14 protein-coding genes are annotated in these 26,779 nt (G+C 70.1%); 10 read left to right on the forward strand and 4 right to left on the reverse strand.

Annotation, left to right across the window (positions count from 1 at the left end):
• Positions 1-210: 210 nt before the first annotated feature.
• Entirely contained in the window at positions 211-1,935 is a 1,725-nt protein-coding gene (locus NOCYR_RS04035; RefSeq protein WP_014349079.1) for a condensation domain-containing protein, read from the forward strand.
• Positions 1,932-6,440 carry a non-ribosomal peptide synthetase gene (locus NOCYR_RS04040; RefSeq protein WP_014349080.1) on the forward strand — a complete coding sequence of 1,503 codons (4,509 nt, stop codon included), beginning with the start codon at positions 1,932-1,934 and terminating at the stop codon, positions 6,438-6,440. The genes NOCYR_RS04035 and NOCYR_RS04040 overlap by 4 nt, the downstream gene beginning before the upstream one ends.
• Positions 6,441-6,561: 121 nt before the next feature.
• On the opposite strand, the gene NOCYR_RS04045 is transcribed toward NOCYR_RS04040, so the two are convergent.
• Together NOCYR_RS04045 and NOCYR_RS30695 are read right to left on the reverse strand one after the other, a co-directional pair.
• Positions 6,562-7,140 (reverse strand): DUF3558 family protein, encoded by a 579-nt coding sequence (locus tag NOCYR_RS04045; protein ID WP_014349081.1) that lies wholly within the window; start codon positions 7,138-7,140, stop codon positions 6,562-6,564.
• A 48-nt stretch (positions 7,141-7,188) separates the two neighbouring features.
• The gene (locus NOCYR_RS30695; protein ID WP_256666646.1) at positions 7,189-7,323 is read right to left on the reverse strand and encodes a hypothetical protein; all 135 of its coding nucleotides are present in this window, start codon (positions 7,321-7,323) and stop codon (positions 7,189-7,191) included.
• A 188-nt stretch (positions 7,324-7,511) separates the two neighbouring features.
• Between NOCYR_RS30695 and NOCYR_RS04050 the strand changes: the two genes are divergently transcribed.
• From NOCYR_RS04050 to NOCYR_RS04085, 8 genes are all read left to right on the forward strand, one after another.
• Positions 7,512-10,943, forward strand: coding sequence for a non-ribosomal peptide synthetase (locus NOCYR_RS04050; RefSeq protein WP_014349082.1), 3,432 nt, complete (start codon positions 7,512-7,514; stop codon positions 10,941-10,943).
• Between the two features lie 46 nt (positions 10,944-10,989).
• Positions 10,990-17,091 carry a non-ribosomal peptide synthetase gene (locus NOCYR_RS04055; protein WP_014349083.1) on the forward strand — a complete coding sequence of 2,034 codons (6,102 nt, stop codon included), beginning with the start codon at positions 10,990-10,992 and terminating at the stop codon, positions 17,089-17,091.
• Between the two features lie 14 nt (positions 17,092-17,105).
• Entirely contained in the window at positions 17,106-17,864 is a 759-nt protein-coding gene (locus NOCYR_RS04060) for a thioesterase II family protein (RefSeq protein ID WP_014349084.1), read from the forward strand.
• Positions 17,861-19,177 (forward strand): polyketide synthase, encoded by a 1,317-nt coding sequence (locus NOCYR_RS04065; RefSeq protein ID WP_014349085.1) that lies wholly within the window; start codon positions 17,861-17,863, stop codon positions 19,175-19,177. Before NOCYR_RS04060 ends, NOCYR_RS04065 begins: the two co-directional genes overlap by 4 nt.
• Positions 19,170-22,226: a nocobactin polyketide synthase NbtC gene (gene nbtC, locus NOCYR_RS04070; RefSeq protein ID WP_014349086.1), complete on the forward strand. Its 3,057-nt coding sequence runs from the start codon at positions 19,170-19,172 to the stop codon at positions 22,224-22,226. The genes NOCYR_RS04065 and nbtC overlap by 8 nt, the downstream gene beginning before the upstream one ends.
• Positions 22,227-22,304: 78 nt before the next feature.
• Complete coding sequence (locus tag NOCYR_RS04075; protein WP_014349087.1) at positions 22,305-23,264, forward strand: daunorubicin/doxorubicin resistance ABC transporter ATP-binding protein DrrA; 960 nt, start codon at positions 22,305-22,307, stop codon at positions 23,262-23,264.
• Positions 23,265-23,304: 40 nt separating this feature from the next.
• The gene (locus tag NOCYR_RS04080; protein ID WP_014349088.1) at positions 23,305-24,129 is read left to right on the forward strand and encodes an ABC transporter permease; all 825 of its coding nucleotides are present in this window, start codon (positions 23,305-23,307) and stop codon (positions 24,127-24,129) included.
• The gene (locus tag NOCYR_RS04085) at positions 24,126-24,890 is read left to right on the forward strand and encodes an ABC transporter permease (RefSeq protein ID WP_014349089.1); all 765 of its coding nucleotides are present in this window, start codon (positions 24,126-24,128) and stop codon (positions 24,888-24,890) included. The genes NOCYR_RS04080 and NOCYR_RS04085 overlap by 4 nt, the downstream gene beginning before the upstream one ends.
• A gap of 42 nt (positions 24,891-24,932) precedes the next feature.
• Here NOCYR_RS04085 and NOCYR_RS04090 read toward each other — a convergent pair whose 3' ends face one another.
• Positions 24,933-25,319: a cupin domain-containing protein gene (locus tag NOCYR_RS04090; RefSeq protein WP_048832769.1), complete on the reverse strand. Its 387-nt coding sequence runs from the start codon at positions 25,317-25,319 to the stop codon at positions 24,933-24,935.
• 11 nt (positions 25,320-25,330) lie between these two features.
• Positions 25,331-26,764: an MFS transporter gene (locus NOCYR_RS04095; RefSeq protein ID WP_197538406.1), complete on the reverse strand. Its 1,434-nt coding sequence runs from the start codon at positions 26,762-26,764 to the stop codon at positions 25,331-25,333.
• Between the last annotated feature and the right edge of the window lie 15 nt (positions 26,765-26,779).

Genomic DNA, 26,779 nt, shown 5'->3' on the forward strand with positions numbered 1-26,779 from the left:
CCTCGGGGCCGACTCAGATTGAGGCCCGATGGCGTGGGTACCGTCCGGCCAGGCGGGCAACAGGTTTCGCCAGGCCTCACGGGAGTGCGTGATCCGGGCCGCTCGACTCGCGTCGGACAGTAAGGATAGGCTAACTTATTACCCGGGTGCGGTGGTTTCGCGACCGCCCGCGCACCCTGTTCGTTCTCGATCGGTAAGTAAAGGATCGCAATGCCGGATTCCCTTGTGCAGAACCTGACCGCGCCCAAGACTGCCGGTGGATCCGGGGCCGATCGGGGCGTCCCGCTGGCGCCCGCGCAGCAGGCGGTCCTGCTGCCCGAGCGGCTGCATCGCAAGCCCGCGGCGAATCTGTTCATCGCGCTGGAGCTCACCGGCGACGTCGATCCGAGCGCACTGGACCGGGCCGTCGTCGCGGTGCTGACCGAGCACGCGATCCTGCGCACCGTCTTCCCCGACGATCGCCGCATCCCGTATCAGCGGGCCGTCGAGGCGCCCGAATCGGTCGTCGAGATCGGCCGCAGCGTCGATGACGACTCCGCACTCGAACTCGCGCTCGCCCAGGATGCCGAGCACCGCTTCGATCTGGTGCGGGAACTGCCGATCCGGGCCCGGCTGTACCGACTGCCCAGTCGCGATGTGCTCTCCCTCGTGGTGCATTCCGTCGCCGCCGACGACCGCTCGATCGAACTGCTGGTCGCGGCCATCTTCGCCACTTACGCCGGCACCGAGCCCGCGGCGGCAGGCCAGTTCGCCGATTTCGTGCCCGCGCAGTTGAAGGCGCTCGCCGCCACCGCGGCCAACGATCCGGCGCTGGCGTACTGGACCGAGCGGCTGGCCGATCTGCCCGCCCGCGTTCCGGTGACGTTCTCGACCCCCGGCATCGGGATCGCCCGCCGCGTCGTCAGCGTGTCCGCGGAAACTCTTGCCGCGCTGCGCGCGCACACCGCCGACGATGCCGCGATCTTCGCCGCGCTGGCCGCTGTGGCCCTGCGCGATGCCGGCCTCGGCGACGACGTCCTGGTCGGGCTCACCGATCCCGCCCGCACGGCCGCCGACGCCGACACGGTGATCGGGCCGTTCGCCAATCATCTGGTGCTGCGCGTCGATCCGAGCGAGCGCACACCGGCCGCCCTGATCAGCGAGACCGCCGCGACCGTGGCCCAAGCGCGGGAGCAGGCCGGACCGCGAGTCGAGCGCATCACCCACTTGCTGCGCGGCACCGCGGCATTGGCCGATGGAGCGCTGTTCCAGGCGCTGCTGACGGTCCGCGACGGCGCGCCCATCGCGTTGTCCAGCGGGGGTATCGAGGTCCGCGAGGTGGCCCGCCGGGCCGCGCGCCCGCACGGTGTGGACCTCGTCATCGACGCGGCGGTCACCGACGACGGCGCCGAGTTGACCATCGATTTCCCGATCGAACTGGCCGGGCGGCCCGAGATCGGCGCCTTCGCCGTACGGTTCGGCCAGCGTGCGACCGCGTGGGCCGGCGCGGCCGACACGGTCATCGCCGCCGCACCCGATGAGCGTCCGCTGTTCACCCCGGCTTCCGGCGACGATCTGCTCGAGATCCCCACCGCGGGCCTCGGCGGTGAACCGCAGACCGAGGCCGAACGCGTGATCGCCGCCGCCATCCGCAAGGTGCTCGACCTCGACTCCGACGACGACCTGGGCCGCGAAGACACCTTCTTCTCCCTCGGCGGCGACAGCATCGCCGCGCTGCGCCTGGTCACCGACCTGGCCGAACAGGGCCATGTACTCGACGTGCAGACCGTGTTCGCCTACCCGGCCGTCTACGAGCTGGCCGAACAGCTGGAAAACGGTGGTGACAAGGCGGATTCGCCGGCGCAGGCCGCACCGGCGGAGGTGGCGCCGATGAGCGCGTCCGGCCTGGATGCCGCCGCGCTGAGCGCGCTCGGGCGGAAGTTCGGCGCCAAGTGAGCATCGAGATCCTCGACGTCATCGCGCTGTCGCCGCTGCAACGCGGACTGTATTCGGTCAGTGCGATGGGATCGGGTGTCGACCCGTACCTGGTGACCTTCACCGTGCGGATCGAGAACCTGACCGATCTGGGCGGGCTGCGCACCGCGTTCGACGAACTGCTGCAACGGTATCCGCATCTGGCGGGTGCCGTGCTCACCGAGGGACTGCCGCATCCGGTGCTGGTCGTCACCTCGGCCGGGCGGATCGCCTGGCACGAGATCGACCTGCGCGGCACCGCCGATCCGGATGCCGAGGCGGAGAAGATCTACTGGGCCGAGGGACGTCGCCGCCTCGATCTGGACAACGGCCCGCTGTTCCGCGTCACTGCCGCCCGCCTTGACACCACGACCTACCAGCTGATCTGCACCGCGCATCACATCGTGGTCGACGGCTGGTCGATTCCGCTGCTGTTCTCGGATCTGATCGCGCTGCATCGCGGGGAAGGCGCCGCCCTGCCGCCCGCGCCGCCGCTGCGCGACCACGCCGCCTGGATCGCGCAGAAGGACACCGAGGCGTCCATCAAAGCCTGGACCACCGCGCTCGCCGATCTCGCGCCGATGCCGATGGTCGGCCCGCCCGCACCCGCCGAACCCGATCTCGCGGTGCTCGGTGAGGCGCGGTTCAGCGTCGAGGAGACCGAGTTCGTCACCGGCTGGGCCCGCGCCAACGGGCTCACCCTCAACACGGTGCTCGAACTCGCTTGGGCTCGCATCCTTTCCGGTCTCACCGGCCGCGACGACGTGGTGTTCGGCCAGACCACCTCCGGCCGCGACGCGACCCTGCCCGGCGCCGATCGCATCGTCGGCGCGCTGATCACCACCATCCCGGTGCGCGTCCGGGTGGACGAGCGTGCACCGGCGGAACTGGCTGCTCCGCTGCAAAAGCAGGTCGCGGAACTACGCACCCACGAATACCTCGGCATCTCCGAGATCACCCGCCACGCCGGCGTCGGCCAGCTCTTCGACACCCTGCTGGTCTTCGAGAACTCCCCGATGGGCGCCGTCACCGCCGCCATGCCGATGGGCGGCGGCGCCAGCATGATTCCGCGCCGCGTCGACTCACTCAGCCACTACCCGATCACGGTGGTGCCGCTGGTGGAGCACGGTCAGCTGATCTGCCGCGTGGAGATCCGCCCGGATCTGGTGGACCGCTTCGAGCCGGAACGGATGGCTCGGCGGGTGCTCGCGGTGGTGCGCCGGTTGGTGGACGCACCGCGAGCCTGCGACGTGTCCGTGCTGCTCGAGGACGAACCGGGAGCGTTGGTCGCGCCGGAGATCGCCGGTGATGGGCGGATCGTGGCGCGGCGGGATGCGGAAAAGCTGTCCGAGGACGACCGGAGAACATCCGCCGACGTTGTCGCCCAACGCTTGTCCGAAGTGCGTACCGTGCCTGACCTGCTGCTCGGCACCTGTGCGACAGCGTCGGACACCACGGCCGTCATCGACGATGCGGGCGAGCAGTCCTTCACCGAATTCGGCGCGGCAGTAGAGACTTTGGCCCGGGCGCTGCGCGCATCCGGCGTGGCCCCCGGCGATGCCGTCGCGGTGATGCTCCCGCGCGATCGCCGGGTGCTGCACGCGCCGTTCGCCGTCGGCCTTGCCGGCGCGCTCTGCGTGCACGTCGATCCGGCGACGCCCGCCGATCGGCTCGCCTACATCCTCGAGGTGTCGGGTGCGCGGGTCGTGCTCGCCGACGACGACCTCGCGGGCGTTCTCGCCGAGGTCCGGGCTCAGGGTGTGGAGTGTGCGCACGCGGTTCCCGACCGGAACGGTGATCTGCGCGCCGGGTCTCTAGTGACCGGCGCTCCCGCCTCGCCGGACCTCGCGGCCGGTGCGGAAATCCCCGCGATGCAGACGGATCCGGAGTCCCCCTTCTACGTCGTCTTCACCTCCGGCACCACCGGCCGCCCCAAGGGCGTCGCGGTCCCGCACCGCGCCCTGCTCAACCACTGGTCCACGCACGAGCGGCGCATCTTCGCCCCGACGGCCGCCGAGGCCGGGCGGCAGCTGCGTATCGGTCACGGCTGGTCCACCGGTTTCGACGCCGCCTGGCAGCCGACGATCGCCCTGCTCAGCGGGCACACCGTGGTGCTGCTCGGCGACAAGGTGCGCACCGATGCCGAGCAGATCGTCGCGGCCATCGATACCCATCGCATCGACATCTTCGACACGTCCCCGTCCATGCTGAACCGCCTCATCGATGCGGGCCTGTTCCGCCCGGCCGAATCGGCTTCGGCAGAGTCCGAGCGCTACATGACCGAGGACCCTTCTCGGCGTTTGCCTCAGCCATGTAGCACTCGCGAGGGTGCACCAGCATCGGCGGGTGAGTATTGCCCGCTGAAGGTACTGGCGCTGGGCGGTGAGGCGATCAGCCTCGATACGTGGCGGCGGTTGCAGGGGCTGCCGACGACGCGCGTCATCAACTTCTACGGCCCGACCGAGACGACGGTCGAGGCGTTGATGGCCGATGTGCACGATCATGCCGCGCCGACGATCGGCCACACCTTCGACAATATGGCCGCCGAGGTGCTCGATCATCGGCTGCGTCCGGTGCCGCCGGGTGGGCAGGGTGAGCTGTACCTGTCGGGTCCGCAGCTGGCCATCGGCTACCTCGGCCGTCCCGCGACCACGGCGGCGGCCTTCGTCGCCGGTCCACGCGGAAGGCGTTATCGCACCGGCGATCTGGTGCGTCGGGTCGGGGACGGCACGGTCGTGTACGAGGGCCGCATCGACAGCCAGGTGAAGATCAACGGCTATCGCGTCGAGCCCGATGAAGCGACCGTCGTGATGCGCGAACTCGACGGTGTGGCTCATGCGGCCGCGCTGGCGTTCGTGGACAACGGCCGGACCCGGCTCGGCGCGCTGGTGGTCGCCGACCTGTCCGCCGCCGAGATCCGGACCGCACTGGCCCGGCGTCTGCCGCAGTTCCTGGTGCCCACCCGCATCGTGCACGTCGATCAGATTCCGTTGAACCGCAACGACAAACTCGACGTCCACGCCGCCACCGCCCTGCTCACCGCGCCGGTCGCCGGTGGGGCAGGAGCCGAACCGGCCACCGACACCGAGCGCGCGCTGCTCGAGGTGATCGCGGCGATGGGCGAGGGCGCGAGCCGGGTCGGGATCACCGACAGCCTGGTCGATCTGGGTATCGACAGCATCGGCGTCATCGACCTGGTGTCGCGACTGCGTGGTGCAGGCTATCGGGTGGCTGCGAAAGATGTTCTCGGCGCGGCCGATCTGCGTGATCTGGCGCGCGTGCTGGACGAACGCGGCTCCGGCGCGGACGAGCCCGAAGCCGACGTGGTCGCGCCGGGCACGGTCCTGCCGCTGACCCCGCTGGCCCACGAGATCATCGCCAACGGCAACTACCGTTATCTGGCGCAGAGCCAGGTGATTTCGCTGCCGGATGACGTCTCCGCCGACGAGATCATCGAACGCCTCGGCGCCCTCGCCCTCGCGCACCCGACACTGCGATCCCGGCTGACAACCGTCGACGGCGGATACGCCCTGGTGGTGGAGGAGTCCTCGAGCGCAGCCGAGCTGCTCAGCATCGTCTCCGACACCGACAGCGCCGCTCAGCTGGCCGACACCGTCGCCCGCCTCGACCCCGACGCCGGGCGCATGATCGCCGCCACCGTGCTCGACGGCCCGAATCGCCGGCTGCTGTTGTCGATTCACCACCTAGCCGTCGACGTCGTGTCGTGGTTGATCCTGGTCGACGACCTGCGCCGGATGGAGCAGGGCCAGCGCCCGCTCAACGAGACCGACTCCACCGTCCCCACCAGCAGCGCACCGCTCACCACACCGGAAATCCTGGGTGCGCCGCTGGCCGGACGGTTGACCGATCCACTCACCGACCGCGCCGTCGACGCCGTCCAGCGCGTGATCGAACTCGGCCCCGACCGCACCGAGGCCCTGCTGGCCCGCTGCACCGAATCCGGCGTCCCCGTCGACGACGCGCTGATCCTGGCCTGCGCCCTGACCTTCCCCGACACCGCCGACCCCACCGGCCGCATCGCGCTGACCCGCGAAACCCACGGCCGCCCGACCGACGACGACACCCGCCGCGTCGGCTGGTTCACCGTCGAGGAAACCGTCTCGGTCCCGCACCACAAATACCGTGACTGGACCCCCACCCAGGGCCGCCCCGACCTCGCCGACCGCACCCTCGAAGCCCGAGCCCAACTACGCCTGAACCACCTCGGCCGCTTCGACGTCCTCCAATTCGGCACCGGCCCTTGGACCCCGGCTCCTTTGTCGGATTTCACCTCCGAATTCGGCATCGCCGGTCACCCGGACCTGCCGCTGCGCTTCACCGTCGACATCACCACCGCGGTCGTCACCCGCAACGAACGCCCTTCCCTGGTAGCCCAATTCGACGTGAACTCCCGAGTCCTCGACGACTCCGAGATCGAAGCCCGCACAACGGCCTGGCTCCAAACCCTAGCCACCTTCGCTCCCTAGCAAGCCCACGAGTGGCACATGGTGCGAGCGCCTTCGGCGTGTCGCCTGCGCCATGTGCCACTCGTCGGGCGAATTAGCAGGGGGGAATGTGATGGCGATGGGCGGCGTGAGTGGCCGAACGCTACGCCCAGGGCACCGCGCCGAAGATCGAGCCGAGGGCGTCGGCGTTGCGGGAGCACGGATTATCGGTCGGGGTGACCGGAGCGGGTCCGGGTGCGGGGTTGCGGAGGATGACGGTCACCTCGCGGTCGCCGCTGTAAGGGGCGGTGATGCTGCAGTATTCGGCGTGTTCGCCGGGGTGGGGGAGGAAGACCTGGAAGGGGCGGCCGAACTGTTGCATGAGGCGGCGGGCGGTGGGGTCGTCGGGGTGCGGGAACTCCTCGACGCGCTGGCGGACCCAGAACATCACGCCGATGCGTTCCACGTCGCCGGCGAGCCAGCTGCATCCGTCCGAATTGTCCAGGTGTTCGCCGGGGGCGAGACCGGGCTGGCGGATGGGCTGGATACCGGGGACGCCGGTGATCTGGTCGGCCACCCCCTGGGGTACCAGCGAGCAGGGATCAAGGCCCTCGAACGCGGGCGGCGCGGGGACCTGGGTGCGCGCGGGCAGGGGTGCGGTGGTCGCCGGACCTGCGGTGCCGCCCAGGGCGATCGCCGCGGTGAGCGCGGCGGCAGCGGCAATGAACGCCTTGCGAAGCAACGGTATCCCTTCATCTGCGGCGCGAGTCGCCGCCCGAACGCGCCCAGACTACTGCGCAACCACTGCCGGTGATACCGAGTCGGCGGGATCGATGTCCAGGAAGTAGGCCTCCGTCCACCGCGCGATGGCGTGCCCGGCGACGCCGCCGGGCCGGGACGACGCGGGCGGTGCGACATCGAGCATCCCGAACGGCTTGGGGCGTCCCGCACCTGGAGGCCCGCGCTCTGCGGAGCGGCCTGGTCAACCACATAATTAGGTTAGCCAAACCAACTGGCTAGGGTCTCCGGGAACCCATGCGTTACGATACCTCGGTAGGTTAGGCAAGGCTTGCCTACGGCTTGGTGAGGCTGATCTTGCTGGTGAGGAGTCCGATGCTCGACAAGGCGGAAGTTCGCGAGATTGTGGCGGCGGCGATCGGCGTCCCACCGGAGTCGGTGGGTTACGACGACGACCTCGTGAGTCTCGGCATGCATTCGATGATGCTCATGCAGCTGTCGGCCAAGTGGCGCAAGCGCGGCTACGAGGTGCGCAGCTCCGAACTCGCGCTGGAACCGACCATCGAGGCGTGGACCCGCATGCTCGGCGGGGGCACCGCGCCGGCGCCCGAACCGGCCCCGCAGCCCGCCGCAACCCCCGTTGACGCCTCCGCCGAATTCGGCCTGGCCACCATGCAGCACGCCTATTGGATGGGCCGCCGCCAAGATCAGCGCCTCGGCGGTGTGGCCGCGCACCTGTACGTCGAGTTCGACGGCGCGGGTGTGCAGGCCGATCGGCTCGAGCGGGCCGTCGCCCGGTTGGTGCGCCGCCACGATCAGCTGCGGGCGCAGTTCCTCGACAGCGGCACCCAGCGGGTGCTGCCGGAACCGCCGCAGATCTTCCGCGTGGTGGATCTGAGCGCGCACGCCGATGCCGAGGTCGAGCTCGAGCGCCTGCGCCAGGACAAGAGCCATCAGCGCATGGACGTCGAACGCGGCCAGGTCATCGACATCACCGTCACCCTGCTGCCCGGCGGCAAGCACCGCCTGCACCTCGACGTCGACATGCTGGCCGCCGACGCACAGAGCTACCGCCGCATCCTCGACGATCTGGCCGCCCTCTACGAATCCGACGCCGACGATCTCGCGCCGATCGGCTTCACCTTCCGCGAATACCTCGCCGAAAAGCAACGCTCCGCGCCGGACAACTCCGAGGACGAGAAGTGGTGGGAGAACCGCATTCTCGACTTCCCGGACATCCCCTCGCTGCCGGTGGTCCCGGAAAGCGAGCGCGCCGATCCCTCGCGCAGCATCCGCCTGCACCACTGGTTCGACGCCGACGCCAAGGCCCGCCTGCATCGCAACGCCCACGGCAACGGCGTCACCCCGGCGGTCGCGCTGGCCACGGTGTTCGCCGAGGCCATCGCCCGCTGGTCGGCGCAGCAGCGGTTCCTGCTGAACGTCCCGCTGTTCGCGCGTGAGCAGCTGCACGACGACATCGACAATGTGGTCGGCGATTTCACCAACTCCGTGCTGGTCGACGTCGACGCCCGCGAACCCGAATCCATGCTGGCCCGCGCCAAGCGGCTGCAGAAGGAACTGCACACCTGCGCCGCGCACGCCGATTACGAGGGCCTGGATGTGCTGCGCGATCTGGGCCGGATGCGCGGCGGCCCGGTCACCCCGTCGGTGGTGTTCACCTCCGGCCTCGACCTGGGTGAGCTGTTCGCCGAGCGGGTCACCCGCGTCTTCGGTGAACCGGTGTGGATTCTGTCGCAGGGCCCGCAGGTGGATCTGGACGCGCAGGTGGCCGAGCTCAATGGCGGTCTGCTGGTGAACTGGGACATCCGCCGCGACGCGCTGCCCGAGGGTGTCGCCGAGGCGATGTTCGAGCGCTTCCGCAACACGCTGGACGCGCTGGTCGAGCCGGACGCCGACTGGAACGCCGAGCTGGCGATCGAGCTGCCGGAAAGCCAGCGCGCGGTACGCGATTCGGTCAACAACACCACCGCCGACCTGGGCAAACGCAATCTGCACGACGCCTTCTTCGCCCACGCCGAGCGCGCCCCGCGCCGGGAAGCGCTGCGCTGGCGCGACGGTTCGGCCACCTATGGCGAGCTGGCGGCGCAGGCGCTGTCGGTGGCGGCGGCGCTCACCGAGGCGGGTGTGCGGCCCGGCGATACCGTGGCCGTCATCGTGCCGAAGGGGCACCGGCAGATTCCGGCCGTGCTCGGTGTGCTGGCGGCGGGCGCCACGTATCTGCCGATCGGTACCGGTCAGCCGAAGGCGCGCCGGGAGCGGATCGTGGAGCGCGGCGGGGTGCGTGTCGCACTGATCGACGACGTCATCGAGCTGCCCGCCGACGTCACCGGCGTCGACCTGGGCTCGGCCCTCGCCGCCGAACCCCTCGCGGCCCCGCACAGCGCCGCCCCGGATTCGGTGGCCTACGTGCTGTTCACCTCCGGCTCCACCGGCGAACCGAAGGGTGTGGAGGTCGGCCATCGCGCGGCCACCAACACCATCGACGCCATCGCCGCCCACTTCGACCTGGGCAGCGACGATGCCACCATCGGCCTGTCGTCGCTGGAGTTCGACCTGTCGGTGTTCGACATCTTCAGCCCGCTGTCGCTGGGCGGCGCGCTGGTCTGTGTGGACACCGAAACCGAACGCGACGCCGAAGCCTGGGCGCGGCTGATCGCCGATCGTGGCGTCACCGTGCTGAACTGCGCGCCCGGCCTGATCACCATGCTGCTCGACACCGCGACCGCCGAACAGCTGCGGTCGCTGCGTGTGGTGATCACCGGCGGCGACCGGGTGAAGGCCGAACTGGGCCACCGGCTGCGCAAGCAGGTTCCCGGCCTGCGTTTCGCCGGCCTCGGCGGCACCACCGAAACCGCCATCCACTCCACCGTCTGCGAAGTAACAGACGCCTTCCCGGCCGATTGGGCGAACGTCCCGTACGGCACTCCGCTGGCGAATGTGCAGTTGCGCGTGGTCAATCAGCGTGGCGAGGACTGCCCGGACTGGGTGGTCGGTGAGCTGTGGATCGGCGGCGTCAGCGTGGCCGACGGCTACCGCGGCGACCCGGACCGCACCGCGCAGCGTTTCGTCGAACACGACGGTGTGCGCTGGTACCGCACCGGCGACCTGGCCCGCTACCTGCCCGACGGCACCGTCGACTTCCTCGGCCGCGCCGACCATCAGGTGAAGATCCGCGGCTACCGCGTCGAACTCGGTGAGGTGGAATCGGCGCTGGCCGCGCTGCCCGGTGTGCGCGAAGCGGTGGCGCTGGCTACGGATTCGGGCCGGTTGGTCGCGGCGGTGCACGCCGAGGGTGTGAGTGCCGAGTCGATCGAGCAGCAGCTGCGGGACCTGTTGCCCGCGCACATGATTCCCGAGGTCATCCGGGTGCTCGAGGACATCCCGCTCACCGCCAACGGCAAGCTCGACCGGGCCGCGATCCGGCGCCTGCTCAGCAGCGACGATCCAGGTGCCCGCGACACCTACGTGCCGCCGGCCACCGAACTGGAAGCGGCGGTGGAGTACATCACCGCGCAGGTGCTCGGTATTGAACGCATCGGCGTGGACACCGACTTCTTCGACGTCGGCGGCAATTCGATCCTGGCCACCACCCTGACCGCCAAGATCCGCGGCCTGCTCGGCGTCGAGGGCTTCGGCGTGACCGGCGTGCTCGAGGGCCGCACGGTGCGCGGCATCACCGAACACCTTCAGGCCACCGAGACCACCCCCGGCCGACTGGATCAGGTCGCGCGGATCCTGCTGGAACTGGCACAGGTGAGCGTCCCGGAACCCGCTCCGGCGCGCTGACCCGTCCCGGCCGGACTCCCCACGTACGAGAAATGGTTTGACGTAGATGCGATCGCTGGACGACCTTCAGGAAGCGATGCGGGCCCGGCTCGCGCAGGAGGGCCTGGCCGCCACCCCGGCGGTGCCCGCGCGCCGGGATCCCGAGCGGGCACCGCTGTCGTTCGGGCAGCGCTATGTGTTCGCCCATCAGCAGATCTCGCCCGACAGCACCGCCTACAACCTGTGCCTGGCGCTGACGTTCCAGGGCGAGGTGCACTACGCCGCGCTGCGCCGCGCATTCCTGGCCTTGCCGCAGCGGCATGAGGTCCTGCGCACCACGTATCACACCGATGAGCAGGGCGATCCGTACCAGCGCATCCACGCCGAACTCCCGCCGCGCGTGGCCGAATTCGACCTGAGCGAGCTCGGCCCGGAAGAGACGACGCGCCGCATCGACGAGCTGGTCGCCGCCGCCGCGCACGAGACCTTCGACCTGTCGGCGGAATCCTCACTGCGGCTGACGTTCCTGCGCGCCGACGCGCACACCGTCGTCGTCATCCTGGTCATCCAGCACATCGCCTGGGACGGCATGACGCTGCCCGCCCTGTCGCGCGATGTCGAACGCTTCTACCAGCAGGCCCTCACCGGCGAACCCCGCCCCGAACCGCTGGAGCGCCAGGTCGCCGACTTCGCCGAATGGGAACAGGACCGCTTCTCCGACGCCGACCACACCGCCGAAGCCGACTTCTGGGCCGCGCAGTTCGACGGCGAGGTGCCCGAACTCCAGTTGCCCTACGACCGCAGGCCCGCCGTCGTCACCGAGCGCGGCGACCGCATGGACCGGCTGCTGTCCGGCACGGCCGACGCCAATCTGCGCGCACTGAGCACCCAGCTGCGCGCCACCCCGTTCCAGGTGTTCCTGGCCGCCTACTACCTCGCGCTGCGCCAGATCACCGGCCAGTCCGAGGTGGTCGTGGGCACTACGGTGGCCAACCGGGAGGAGTCGGGCAGCGATCTGCTGATCGGCAACCTCAGCAATATGCTGCCGCTGCGCTTCACCGGAGCGGGCACTCGGACCTTCGCCGATCTGGTCGATCACGTGCGCGGAGTGACCACGGAAGCGTTCCGACACAAGACCTTCCCGCAGGAGGCGATCGTCCGGGCGGTCAACCGCGCCACCGGCAATGTCGGCTCCAAGCTGTTCGACACCATGGTGCTGTTCTTGCAGCAGAAGATCGACGGCCCGCAGTTGCCCGGCACCACCACCAGCTGGCATCTGGCCGATCACGGCGCCTCGCTGCTGCCGGTGGCGGTGGAGGCGTTCATGCACGCCGACCGCGTCGACGTGCAGATCACCTACCGCACCGACCTGTTCGATCCGGCTACCATCGAGCGGCTGCACGAGTACATCGATCAGATGCTCGCGCAGGCCGGCGCCGAGGTGGAGCTGAATCGCCTGCTGGTGCTCTCGGAATCCGACCGCGCCAAGCTGGCGTCCTGGACGCCGGGCCCGCGGGTGCCGATCGTCCCGGAAACCGCCGACGCGATGATCCGCGACTCCGCGCGCACCTATCCGGAACGGGTGGCGGTCGTCTTCGAGGACATCAGCCTCACCTACGCCGAATTCGATTCCCGCGTCAACCGGCTGGCCCGGCTGCTGCGCGCGCAGGGCGTCGGGGCGGGGGACCGGGTCGGTGTTTTCGCCGAACGGTCCGAACAGCTGCCCGTCGCCTTCGCCGCGATCCTGCGCACCGGCGCGGTCTATGTCCCGTTCGATCCGAGTTATCCGGCCGACCGCATCGAGTACATGCTCGGCGACGCCGATCCGGCGCTGATGATCCGCTCGGTGCCCGGTGAGCGCGTGCTGCCGGTCGACAACACTGTTCCGGTGGTCGATCTGCGCGACCCGGCCGTGCAGGCCCGGCTCGCCGAACTCGACGACGCCCCGCTCGAGCCCGCCGAACTGGATCGCCCGATCCACCCGCTCGACGCCGCCTACCTGCTCTACACCTCCGGCACCACCGGCCGCCCCAAGGGCGTGATCATCCATCACCGCGGTGTGGCCAACCATGTGCAGTGGATGCGCGACGCCCTCGGTTTCGGCGAAGAGCGCATCTTGCAGAAGGCGCCGATCGGCTTCGACGTCTCGGTGTTCGAACTGGTCAACGCCCTGTGCACGGGTTCGGCGACGGTTCTGCCGCATCCGGACTGGTGGCAGGCCGATGTGGAGGCCCTGGCCGGCATTATCGACCGGCACAAGATCACCCAGATCTCGCTGGTGCCCAGCGTGGTCCGCGCCTTCCTGGACGCCGGCCCTGATCCGGCGCGGTTGCAGTCGATGCGGTTCGTCTACCTCGGCGGCGAGGCGGTGCCGCCCGCGCTGGTGGAGGAATCGAGCAAGGTGTTCGGCGGCAGGGTGCTCGGCCTGTACGGGCCCACCGAGGCGTCGATGGACATCACGCACGAGGACTTCGAGGGCGCGCCTGAGCAGGGTCCGGCGCTCATCGGTGTGCCGGAATCGAATTCGACGGTGTACGTGCTCGACGAGCAGCTGCGGCAGGTGCCGACCGGCGTCATCGGTGAGCTGTACCTGGGCGGCGTGCAGCTGGCCCGCGGCTATCACCGCAGGCCGGGCCTGAGCGCCGGAACCTTCGTGGCCTGCCCGTTCGCCGGCGAACCCGGCGCCCGCATGTACCGCACCGGCGACATCGTCCGGTGGAACGCGCGCGGCCGGCTGGAATACCTGGGCCGGGTGGACGATCAGGTCAAGATCCGCGGCCACCGCATCGAGCTCGGTGAGGTCGGGGCGGTGCTGCGGCAGGTGCCCGGCATCGTCTCCGCCGCCGCGATCGCCGTCGCCAAGGGCGCAGACGCCGCGCTGGCCGGCTATTACGTGCCCGAACCCGGTTCGACGTTCGAGACCGATTCCGAGGCCGAGAACGCGGGCGTCATCCGCGCCTTCCTCGCCGAACGCCTGCCGGACTACATGATTCCCGCCGCGCTGGTGCGGCTGCCCGCGTTGCCGCTGACCGCCAACGGCAAACTCGACCGCAAGGCGTTGCCGGTGCCGGATCTGGGCGGTTCGACCGGCCGCGGCCGGGCACTGCGCGATGACGCGGAAATCGCTGTCGCCGATGTGGTTCGGCAGGTGCTCGGCATCCCGGAGAGCACCGAGCTGGCCGCCGATGACGATTTCCTCGCCCTCGGCGGCGATTCGATCAGCGCCATCCGGATGGCCTCGGCGTTGAAGAAGCGCGGGCTGGCCATCACCACCAGCGCCCTCTTCGACGCCCGCACCATCGCCGCCATCGCCGCGGCCGCCGAACCGATCGCCGAATCCGGCGCACCCGAGCTGGTGGACGCCGGCGCCGACACCGGCTGGATCCCGCTGGGCCCCATCGCCGCCCTGCTGACCGAGCGCCCGGCCGACACCTACCGCGCCTACAGCCAGGTCACCACCGTCGTCACTCCCGCCGACGCGACCGCCGGCAAGCTGGCGCAGATGCTGCGCGGCCTAGTCGGCCGGCATCCGCTGCTGCGCGCCCGGATCGGCACCGACCCGGCGGGCAACACCGCCTACTACGTGCCCGGCCCGGGTGAACCGTTCGACTACCCGGCGCTCACCGAGGTCGAACTCGATCCGGCCGCTTGGGCACGGACCGCCGCCGACACCCTCGCCGAGCAGCTGCGCACCACCGCCGAGGCCATGGACCCGGCTGCGGGCCGCATGTTCGGCGCCGTCTGGGTCCGCACCCCCGACCGCGCGACGGGCCGGCTGCTGCTGGTCATCCACCACTTGGTGGTCGACGGCGTCTCCTGGCGCATCTTGCACGATGACCTGCGCCAGCTGTGGGCCGGTGAGGAACTCGACGCCACCGGGACCTCGGTGCGCACCTGGAACACCAACCTGGTGCAGCTGGCCGGCAGCGAGACCGTCGCCGGGGAGCTGCCGTACTGGCAGACCGTCGCCGCCGCCGACGACCCGCTGCTGGGCACCAGCGCCTTCGACCCGGCCCGCGACACCGTCGCTACCGTGCGCGAGGTGTCCACCGAACTCGACGCCGACGACACCACCTTCCTGATGACGACCGCCGCCCAGGCCTTCGGCTGCGATTTCCTCGACATCCAGGTGGCGGCGCTGGCCGTGGCCACCCACCGCTTCCGCCGCGCGCACGACCGCGACACCGCGACCGTCGCGCTCACCATGGAACGGCACGGCCGCGCCGAGACGCTGTTCGCCGGAGCCGATCTGGGCAATACCGTCGGCTGGTTCACCAGCGCCTACCCGGTCGCGCTCGAGGTGCTCGGGTCGGGTGAACCGGACATGGTCGCCGCGGTCAAGGCCGTCAAGGAACAGTTGCTCGCGGTGCCGGAGTCCGGTATCGGCTACGGCCTGCTGCGCTGGCTGAACCCGGAGACTAAGGCGGCGTTGGCGCCGCACCCGGCTCCGCAGCTGAGCTTCAACTACATGGGCCGTTTCGCCCTCGCCGAGGACGCCGCAGCCTGGGACGCCGCGCCCGAATTCGGCTATCTCGGCGGCCACGCCGGGGATACTCAGCCCGCCGCCGCATTGCTCGACATCAATACCGTGGCCCTGGTCGAAGGCGACGCCCCCGCTCTGCACGCCTCCTTCCGCTACCCCTCCGGCCCGCTGGCCGAGGAGCAGGTGCGTGAGTTCGCCGAGCTATGGGCGGGTGCGTTGCGGGAGTTGGCGAAGGCGGTGCGTGACGATTCCGCGCGCCGGCTCACGCCCAGCGATGTGCTCGCCGACGACGTCACCCAGCTCGACTTGGACCGCTGGCACAACCTCTACGGCGACTACGCCGACGTCTACCCGCTGGCACCACTGCAGGCCGGTCTCTACTTCACCGCGATCAGCAGTGCCGGCCGCGACGCCTACACGGTGCAGACCACCATCTCGGTCACCGGCGCGCTCGACGTCCCACGGCTGGGCCGGGCCCTGGACACGGTGCTCAACAGGTACCCGAATCTGCGGGTGGCGGTGTCGGTCTCGCATGCAGGCATGCCCTACGCCATCGTCGCCGACCGGATGACGTTCGTGACCAGCGAAGTCGACTACCGCGACCTTCCCGACGCCCAGCAGAAGTTGCAGGAATTCCTCGACACCGACCAGGCCGGCCAATTCGACCTGTCGCGTGGCCCGCTCATGCGCGCCACCGTCGTGCACCTGCCCGAGGACGAACACATGCTGGTGCTCACCTCGCACCACATCCTCACCGACGGCTGGTCCGGGCAGCTGCTGCCGCGCGAGATCTTCGCCGCCTACGCCACCGAGGGCGCCGCCGCGCCGCTGGGCAATCCGGGAACCTTCGCCGAATTCCTGAAGCTGACGCAGGCGCGGGAGGCCGAGACCGAGGCCGTGTGGTCGAAGTACCTCGACCAGGTGCAGCCGTGCATCGTGGCGCCCGGCCGCGAGCCCGGCGGCGACGCGGTGCCCGCCGCGCACAGCTTCATGATCGACACCGAGGTCGGCGACAAGCTGACCGCGCTGGCTTCCGAGACGGGCACCACCTTCAGCGCGATCTGCCAGCTGGCCTGGGCCAATGTGCTGCGCTACGTGACCGGCGAGGACGCGACGGTCTTCGGTGAGGTGGTCTCCGGACGCCCCGCCGAGATCGATGAGATCGACACCGCCATCGGCTGTTTCGTCAACACCGTGCCGGTCGCCATCGCGCTCGACGCCGGCCGCAGCTGGCGCGAGCACCTGGACGAGATGCAGAGCCGCCGCCGTGAGCTCATGGAGTTCCACCAGTACCGGCTCACCTCGGCCAACCGCACCGCCGGCGCCCGCAAGCTCTTCGACAGCATGTTCGTCTACCAGTCCTACCCGTCGGGTCGCGACGAGCTCGAACAGCTGCTCGGCCAAGAGAATCTGGAGCTGGTGTCGTTCTCCGGACGCGGTGCCACCGACAACGCGCTGCTGGTGATGATCTTCCCGCCGGACCTGCTGTTCCCCGGGGACGCGCTGCGCGTGGTCGTCTTCTACGCCGAGGACTCCTTCGAGGCCGGCGACGCCCAGATCATCGAAACCGCATACAGCAACACATTGCGCGCCATCGCCGAACATCCCGACGGCCTGGTGGGCGCGACCGAGGCAATCGACGACGCGGACCAGGGCATGTTGGTCATGCGGCGGATGTGGCAGTGAGGCAGGAGAAAGTTATGGCAAGCACCCCCGGATGGATCCGCAAATTCCACAAGCCCCGCATCGCGGACGCCCCACCGCTGCTCATCTGCCCGCATGCGGGCGGCGGCGCGTCCACCTACCGGCCGTTCTCCAAGGCGTTGAGCGCGAACTTCGACGTGGTGCTGTTCCAGTACCCCGGCCGCCAGGACCGCGCCGCCGAAACCCCCAAGGAGACCCTGCCGGAGACCGCCGCCGCGGCCTTCGACGAGTTCTCCCGCTCCACGCTCAACCGCGGTGAACCCATCACCGTGTTCGGCCACAGCATGGGCTCGGTGGTGGCGTTCGAATTCACCCGGCTGGCCGAGGCCGCGGGCATCCCGGTGCGCATGCTCGGGGTGTCGGGCGCGGTGGCGCCGTGGATGTGCGCCGATATGCCGCCGCATCCCACCGACGACGAACAGCTGCTCGACCACGTTTCCGGGCTCGAGGGCACCGGCGCCGAGGTCATGGGCAACCGGGAACTGATGCGCATGGCGCTGCCCGCGCTCAAGGCCGACTACGCCGCCTTCGACCGCTACACCTGCGACAAGGACGTGGTGCTCGACACCCGCGTCCACGCGATGGGTGGCAGCGACGACGAATACGTCGGCATGGGCGATCTGTACGCCTGGCAGGAGCACACCAGGCAGCCGCTCGAGGTCACCATGTTCGACGGCGGGCACTTCTACCTGCACAACCAGGTCGCGGGCATTGCCGAGGTGCTGTCCGCCGAACCGGTCGCGGTGTCGCGGTGAGTGCCGCCGAGGACCACATCGTCATCGCCGGGATGGCGGTGGAGGCGCCCGGCGGCGTGGACACGTTGTCGCGCTACTGGTCGGCGCTGGCCGATGGCGAGGATCTGATCGGGCCGTTCCCGCGCGATCGCGGCTGGCCGATCGCCGAACTGCTGGCGCTGTCGCAGGCGAACGAGGGCTGGAGCCCGGTTCGCGACGCGGGTGGATTCCTCACCGGCGCCGCTGAATTCGACGCTCCGTTCTTCGGTATCTCGCCGCGCGAGGCCGTCGCGATGGATCCGCAGCAGCGGGTCGGCATGCGCGTGGCGTGGCGGGCGCTGGAGAACGCGGGCATCAACCCGGCGAGCCTGGCGGGGACGGAGGTCGGCGTGTTCATGGGTGCCTCGTTCACCGAATACGGCCCGCACGCCGCCCAGGTCAACGAGCACACCGGATACCGCGCCACCGGCGCCGCGCTCGGTGCGGTCGCGGGCCGGATCTCGCACGGACTCGGCCTGGTCGGTCCGTCGATGACGGTGGACACCGCCTGTGCGTCCTCCCTGTCGGCGCTGCACCTGGCGGCCGCAGCCATCCGCGACGACGACTGCGAATGGGCACTGGCCGGCGGAGTGTGCGTGCTCGGCTCGCCCGCCGGCTTCTTCGAATTCTCCAAGGCCAACGCCTTATCCACCGACGGTCAGTGCAAGCCGTACTCCGCCGACGCCTCCGGCACGCTGTGGGGTGAGGGCGCCGGGGTGGTCGTGGTGGAACGTGAATCGCGGGCCAGGGAACTCGGCCACCGCGTGTACGCCCGCGTGCTCGGCACGGCTGTCAACCACAACGGCAAGGGCGCGCCCATCGCCGTGCCCAGTACCGACGCGCAGGAGCAGTTGATCCGTAAAGCGGTGGCGCGCTCCGGGATTCCCGCCGACGCCGTCGGCCTGGTGGAAGGCCACGGCACCGGGACCGCAGTCGGCGACCCGAAGGAACTCGTTGCGCTGCAACGGGTCTACGGCGCCGGCGATCCGGCCGCGCCCGGCCCGCTGCTCGGCTCGGTGAAATCGAACCTCGGTCACGCCCAGGCCGCGGCAGGCATGCTCGGCCTGATCAAGGTGCTGCTGGCCGGTCTGCACGGGCAGATCCCGCCGTCGCGATTCGCCGACAACCCCACCACCGAGGTGGACTGGGCGGCATCGACGCTGCGGCTGGCCGACAAATTGCAGGACTGGCAGCCGCGCGACGGCGTGCGGTACGGGGCGGTGTCGTCGTTCGGGGTCGCGGGCACCAACGCGCACGCGGTGCTCGCCATGCCGGAACAGGAGAACCATGTCTAGCCATCGTCTTCCGGACGGAACCATCCCGGTCCTGCTGTCCTCGGACACCGACGACTCGCTGCGCCGCGAGGCCGCCGCGATCGGCGACTACGTCGACGCCCGGCCCGCCATCACTCCCGCCGAAGTCGCCGCCCAGCTGCTGCGCACCCGCGTCCCGCGGCGGCGTCGCGCGCTGGCCATGGTGACCGACCGCGGTCAGCTGCTCGCGGCCCTGCGCGCGATCGCCGCCGGCGAACCGCATCCCTTGGTCGTCACCTCGGCCGCATCGGCCAGGCCGCGCAAGATCGCCTACGTCTTCCCCGGGCAGGGCAGTCAGCGCCCGGGCATGGGCCGGATGTTCTACGAGCATTCGCCGGTGTTCCGCGCCGCGGTCGACGAATGCGAGGCGGTGTTCCAGGAGCTGTTCAGCATCTCGCCGCTGGCCTACCTGCTCGACGACGGTGACGCCGTCGACGAGGTGACCATCGTCCAGCCCGCGCTGTTCATGCAGATGATCGGCCTGGCCGCGATCTGGCGGGCCGTCGGTGTGGAGCCGGCGGCGACGGTCGGGCACAGCCAGGGCGAGATCGCGGCCGCGGTGGTGTCGGGGGTCATGTCGCTGGCCGACGGCGTCCGCGTGGTCACCCTGCGCGCCCAGCTGGTCGAGGAACTGTGCCCGGAGGGCGGCACCGACGGGCAGTATTCGATGGCCGTGCTCGGCCTCGACCGCGACGAATGCGAGGCGCTGATCGCGCGCAGTTCCGCGTGGGCGGAGCTGTCGGTGGTGAACTCCGCGCATGTGCTGGCCATCTCCGGTGAGCGCGAGGCCGTGGTGAACATGGTGCAGACGCTCAACGACCAGGGCACCTTCGCCAAGGAGATCCGGGTGGCGTACCCGGCGCACACCTCCTACGTCAGCAAGTTCCGGTCCGAATTCTGTCACGGTATGGCCGGCAAACTGGATCGCCCGGAATTCCTGCCGACCGAGATCGACTGCATCGGCGCCACCCTCGGCGGACCCATCACCCCCGACCTGCCGATCGGCGACTACTGGTTCTGGAACCTGCGCAACCGGGTGCGCTTCGACCTGGCCATCATCGACGCCGCCGAACGTGGGGTCGACACCTTCATCGAGATCGCCGACCATCCCGCGCTGATGATCGCGATCATGGAGAACCTGAGCCAGGTGCCCGGCGACCGGGAGTTCCAGCCCATCGGCACCTCCCGCCGTTCGGCCGAGGACCTCGGCGAATTCACCCGCAACCTCGCCACCATCGCCGTCGGTGATCTCGACTTCGATTGGGACGGTCTGCGGGGCGCGGACACGAACGTGCGTCCGCCGCTGCCGCTGCTGGATTTCCCGAACACCGAGATGAACTCCAAGCCCATGTGGGCGCCGTTCGCCTACCCCGAGCCGGAAGCCGAGCCGGCCGCGGTCCCCGCCCGGCTGGTGGAGCAGTGGGTGCGGCTGGAGAAGCGCACGCTGGTGCCGCCGCGCACGCTCACCCTGATCGACCCCACCGGACGCTGCGGTGAGCTGGCCGACGCGGTGCGCGCGGGCGCGGCCCGGCAGGGCGCCAAGATCGTCGACGCACCAGCCGCTTTCGATACCGCCGTGGTGCTGCTGCCGCAGGCCTCCGATGACACGACCGAATCCGCCGTCGCCGAACTGGCCGCCTTCGCCGACCAGAGCTGGCTGCCCGACCTCGCCGGCGTGGACGATATCTGGCTGGTCACCACCGGAGGCGAAGCCGTCACCGGCGAGGAACAGCCCGACCTGTTCCAGGCCGCGGCACAGGCCGGATTCCGTTGTCTGGCACCCGAACACCTCGGCGTGCGCTTCCGCCACGTCGACCTGGCACCAGGTGCGGACGCCGCGGCCTCGGCCAAGGCGCTGCTCGGCGCGGTGCATACCGCGGGTGAGCCGGAATTGGCCATCCGCGCGGGCGGCACCTACGGTAAACGGCTCACCGTCGACGAAGCCGCGGCCCTCGATCCCGGCACGCCGCGCGAGATCGTGATCGCCGGTGGCACCGGCAAACTCGGCCTCGACATCTGCGAGCGCTTCGCCCGCGCGGGAGCCGGCCGCATCACGTTGATCAGCCGTTCCGGCGGCAATGCCGACGCCCTCGCGCGCATCGCCGAACTGCGCGACCTCGGGAGCACCGAGATCGTGGTGCGCACCGGCGACGTCACCGACGCCGAATCCGTGCGGGCGCTGGCCGCCGATCACGGCGCCGCCCCGGTCGACCTGCTGGTACACGCGACCGTCGACTACGCCGCCGCCGCAGCCGAACTCACCCCCGAGACGGTGCGCGCGGCCGCCGCCGCCAAGCTCGGCGCCCTCGACAACCTGCTGCGCGAGCTGCCGCTGGCCGAAGACGGCCGGGTGCTGCTGTGCTCGTCGCTGTCGGCCACCATCGGCGGGCGCGGGCATCTGCTCTACGCCGCCGTCAACCGGATGCTCGACGCCGCCGCCGCCCGGCTGCGCGCGCAGGGCATCGCCTGCTCGTCGGTGCAGTGGGGCCTGTGGCGCGAGGTCGGCGCCGATCAGGCCGACGCACTGGCCCAGATCAGCGGCACCGGGCTGTACCCGATGGACGTCGACGCGTCGATCGCGGCCGGTTTCACCGGCACCGCCGCGAACGCTCTCGTGGTGGCGGCGGATTGGGGCCGGGTCGCGACGCTGTTCGAGATGTTCGGCTTCGGGCCGCTGTTCGATCAGGTGCGGGAGCTGGAGCCGCCCGCGCTGCCCGAACCTCGGCACACCGCCCGCCCGACGGCTGAACCGGTGGCCGAGACTCCGGCGGCCGCACCCCAACCCGAAGCAGCGGCGCCCTCGCCAGGCGGCGACACCGCCGAACGCGTCCGCTACGCCCTGCGTTCGGTGATGGGCATGGACGCCACCGAAACCATCGACGGCTCGACGCCGTTGGTCGCGCTCGGCCTGGATTCGTTGCAGGCGCTCGACCTGCGCAAACGGATCGAGTCTGATTTGAAACGCGATGTGCCCGTCACCGCGATCCTCGGCGGGGCGTCCTTGGACGAGGTGGTGTCGCTGCTCGGCTGAGCGGCGCGGGATGAGGTTTCGCCGGCCATCAGCACCGGAAAGCAAAGCAGGGGAGTGAACTCCAGGATGGAGCAGCAAGTGTCAGGATCGGATGCGGCGATCGTCGTCGAATCGGTCGAAAAGTCCTTCGGCGAGGTCAAAGCCTTGCGCGGCATCAGCTTCGGCGTGCCCGCGGGCAGTGTGCTCGGCGTACTCGGGCCCAACGGCGCCGGCAAGACCACTACCGTCTCGGTGCTGTCGACTCTGGTCAAGCCCGATGCCGGGCGGGCGACGGTGGCCGGGTTCGACGTGGTCACCCAGGCCGAGCGGGTGCGGGAGTCGATCATGCTCACCGGCCAGTACGCGGCGCTGGACGAAATGCTCACCGGCCGGGAGAACCTGGTGCTGTTCGGGCGGCTGATGGGCCTGCGCCGCAAGGCGGCCCGGCAGCGCGCCGACGAACTCCTGGAACGCTTCACCCTCACCGAGGCCGCCGACCGCCGCGTCGGCCAGTACTCCGGCGGAATGCGCCGCCGCATCGACATCGCCTGCGGACTGGTGCGCTCCCCGCGCGTGGTGTTCCTGGACGAGCCCACCACCGGCCTCGACCCCGTCAGCAGGCAGAACCTGTGGACGCTGGTGCGTGAACTCAAGCAGCAGGGCGTCACCATCCTGCTCACCACCCAGTACCTCGAAGAGGCCGACGCGCTCAGCGACAACATCATCGTCGTCGACAAGGGCACCGTCATCGCCGAAGGCACCGCCGACGAGCTCAAGGCGCGCTCGGGTTCCAGCTACTGCGAGGTCGTCCCGGTCGATGCCGGCGATGTGCCCGCCGTGGTCGCCGCGCTCAGCGAGCTGGGCGCTTGCACCGTCGCCGAATCCGCCGACCGGGTCTCGCTGCCCGCGCCCGACGGTGCCGTCACGCTGTCGGAGGCGCTGAACCGGATCACCGCCGCCGACATCGAACTCATCGATATCGCGCTGCGCCGCCCGTCGCTGGACGAGGTGTTCATCCAGCTCACCAAGCCCGCCGAGGCCGTCGAGGTGTCGGCATGAGCGCGTCCGCAATCGGTTCCGGTGGCCGGCGGGTCGTGGCATGACCAGCACCGACGTCATGACAGACCACGTGAAGTCCGGCGCGGGGGACGCGGCGGCGGAGCCGTCGGCATTGCGAGTCCCGCCTGGCTTGCAGTGGAGCGCGCTGAGCGAGCGCGGCATCCGGGCCGCGATTCGCGAAGGCGATCTCGTCCTCGGATTCGCCTCCCCGCTCGTCTTCTTCGTCTGTTTCTATGTGCCGTTGCGCAAGTCGATGGAGGCCGTCGGCATCGACTACGCGCAGTATCTGCTGCTGCTGATCGTGGTGCAGTCGATGTTCTTCACCTCGATGTTCGCCGGCGACCGGGCCGCGCGTGAGGTCGCGGGCGGAATGGGCACCCGGCTGCGGGCCATGCCGGTGCGGGCGTGGGTGCCGCCGGCCGCGCGGATGGCATCGAACCTGGTCCGGGCGCTGTCGGCGCTGATCGGTGCGCTGGTCATCGGCACGATCTTCGGATTCCGGTTCCACGGCATCGGACCGGCACTGGTATTCGTCGCGGTGGCACTGGCGTTCGGCGCGGCGCTGGTGGTGGCCGCCGACGCACTCGGCACCTACACCGCCAATCCCGAACTCGGCGCCACGGTGCTGTTCGCGCCGCAGCTGCTGCTGGTCATGATGTCCACCGGCTTCGTTCCGGCCGAAGGGTTCCCGGGCTGGATCCAGCCGTTCGTCCGCAACCAGCCGGTCTCCCAGGTGACCGACGCTCTGCGCGGGCTGGCCGACGGCCGGTTCACCGCCGAGCTGACGGTGGCGGGCGTGTGGATCGCGGGGATGCTGGTCTTCGCCGCGGTGGTGTCGGTGTGGGTGGAAAGGAAGCGCCGGTGAACGCGCTGGTCGATCAGAGCCTGGTGGAGACCGGGCGGCTGCTGCGCCGCTGGAGCCGTCAGCAGGAGGTGCTGACCAGCACGCTGGTACTGCCGATCCTGTTGCTGCTCATGTACAAACTCGTGCTCGGCAAAACCCTCGGCGCGGTGGGCGGCGTGGAACCGATTTACGGTTTCGTGCCGATGATCGCCGTCGCCGGCGCCATGTACGGCGCGATGGGCACCGGCATGTCGCTGTTCGGGGAACGCGAAAGCGGTCTGCTGCGCCGCTTCTGGGTGCTGCCGGTGCATCGCGGTGCCGGACTCATCGGCCGCCTGCTCGCCGAATGTGTGCGCGCCTTCGCCGCCACCGTCGTCGTGATCGTGGTGGGCATGCTGCTGGGCCTGCGCTTCCAGAATGGCTGGCTCGGTGTCTTCGGTGTGCTCGCGGTGCCGGTGATCGTGATCGCCGGATTCACCCCGCTGGTCGTCATGGTCGGTGTGAGCCGCATCGGTGGCCAGGTCACCCAGATCTTCGCCATCGTGGTGCTGGTCGGCATGTTCTTCAACTCCGGCTTCGTCGCCGTCGACAACTACCCCGGCTGGCTCCAGCCCATTGTCGCCGGCCAGCCCATGAGCTGCGCCATCGAAGCCATGCGCGGTTTCCTCCTCGGCGGCCCCATCGCCACCCCGCTACTGCAGACCATCGCCTGGTCGGCCGGGCTGATCGTGGTGTTCGGCGGACTGGCGGTGCGCGGCTACCGCAGAGCCGCCGAGAGCTGAGCGATCAGGCGGCGGGGCCTGGACCGCGCCGCCTCGGCCGCACTATTTCGCGACGGGCTCGAGCTCGCTGCCCTCGCGGACGCCGATCGACATGATGTCGCTCGGTTCGTCCAGCGTCAGCCGGTGCCAGCGGCCGCGCGGGACGATGGTCGCGGTGCCCGCGGTGAGGTGGACGGTGGTTTCTGGATCGCCGTCGGGTTCGGCGCGCAGGTACAGGCGCAGCGAGCCGGACAGGCAGCAGACGGCTTCTTCGGAGTCGGGGTGCATTTCCCAGTGGTCGGCGTGCACGTCGGCGTCGGTCTCGACGTGGAAAACGCCGAGATGCCAGCCGTCCGAGCCGCCGGCCATGCGGCGCTCGCCGTCGCTGACCTTGCCGTCGGGCTGGAAGTACAGTGCGCGGGCGAACAAGTCGATGGGTGCGATGGTCATGGGGATTCCTTTCATCGGGTAGCCGGCGCGAGCTCGTCGCCGGAGTCGGTGGGTGGGATCGATTCGGTGCGTTCGGCCGGGAGCACCAGAGCGGCCACCGCGGCGGCCGCGAGAAACAGCAGCGCGGCGGCGCCGAGCGCGACGGCATAGCCGCTGTTGAGGGTGGCCGGATCGGACGGGTCGGTGGTGCGGCTCGCCGCCAGCGTCGCCAGGGCGGCGACACCGATGCTGCCGCCGAGCTGGCGCGAACTGTTGAACACCCCCGACGCCATGCCCGCCTCGTCTGCGGTGACGCCGATCGTCGCCGCGGTGGCCACCGGCGCCAGGCACAGCCCCATCCCGAAGCCGGAGACGATCGAGGGTCCGAGCACATCGGCAACCACGCTGCCGTCCGGGCTGATCTGTGCGAACCAGAGGAAGCCCACCGCGGTGACCAGCCCGCCGACGATCAGCCAGAACCGCGGCGAACGCCCCGATTTGGTGACCAGCACCGTCCCCGCGATGACGGTCACCGAGAACGGCACGAACGCGAGACCCGTCATGCCCGCGCTCAGGCCCAGCACCTGCTGCATGTACAGCGACATCAGATAGAACGCCGCGAATTGCCCTGCCGCGGCGAGGAATACGAAGATGTTCGCGCCGCTCACCCAGCGGTTGCCGAACAGATCCAGCCGCACCAGCGGCGCCACCGCGCGACGCTCCACCAGCAGGAATCCGCCGAACAGCACCGCACCCGCCGCGAGCGTGAGCCCGGTGACGGGGGACAGCCACCCGTAATGTTCGGTGCGCACCACACCGACGACCAGCAAGCCGATACCCGCGGTCGCCGTCACCGCGCCGAGATAATCCAGCGGTTCCCGCTCGCCCCGCCGTGCATCCCGCGTCACCCCCGCCGCCACGGCCACCAGCGCGACCGCCACGATCGGCACATTGATCAGCATCACCCAGCGCCAATCGGCGTACTCGGTGAGCAGTCCGCCGAACAGCACACCACTCGCCCCGCCCGCGGCATTGACCGCGCTCCACACCCCGAGCGCCCGCAATCGGGCACGGCCCTCCGGAAACGTGGTGGTCAGGGTGGCGAGCGCGGCCGGCGCCACCGCAGCGGCCGCGACCCCCTGCACCGCCCGCGCCGCCACCAACTGCCACGGCCCCTGCGCCAATCCGCCTGCCGCCGAAGCGATCCCGAACACGATCAACCCGCCGGTGAAGATCCGCCGCCGCCCGAACACATCGCACGACTTGCCACCGAGCAGCAGGAATCCGCCGAAGGCGAGCGCGTAGATGTGCACCACCCAGGACAGATCCAGCGGCGCGAAACCGAGATCGGTGCGGATCGAGGGCAGCGCGACATTCATCACCGCCATGTCCAGGGCAACCATGAACTGGGCGACCGCGACCGCGGTCAAGGCGGCACCGGGCCGCCCGCGACTGTTTTTATACACGTATAAAAACTAACC

It is taken from the genome of Nocardia cyriacigeorgica GUH-2, from assembly GCF_000284035.1.
In the GTDB taxonomy this organism is placed as follows: Bacteria; Actinomycetota; Actinomycetes; order Mycobacteriales; family Mycobacteriaceae; genus Nocardia; species Nocardia cyriacigeorgica_B.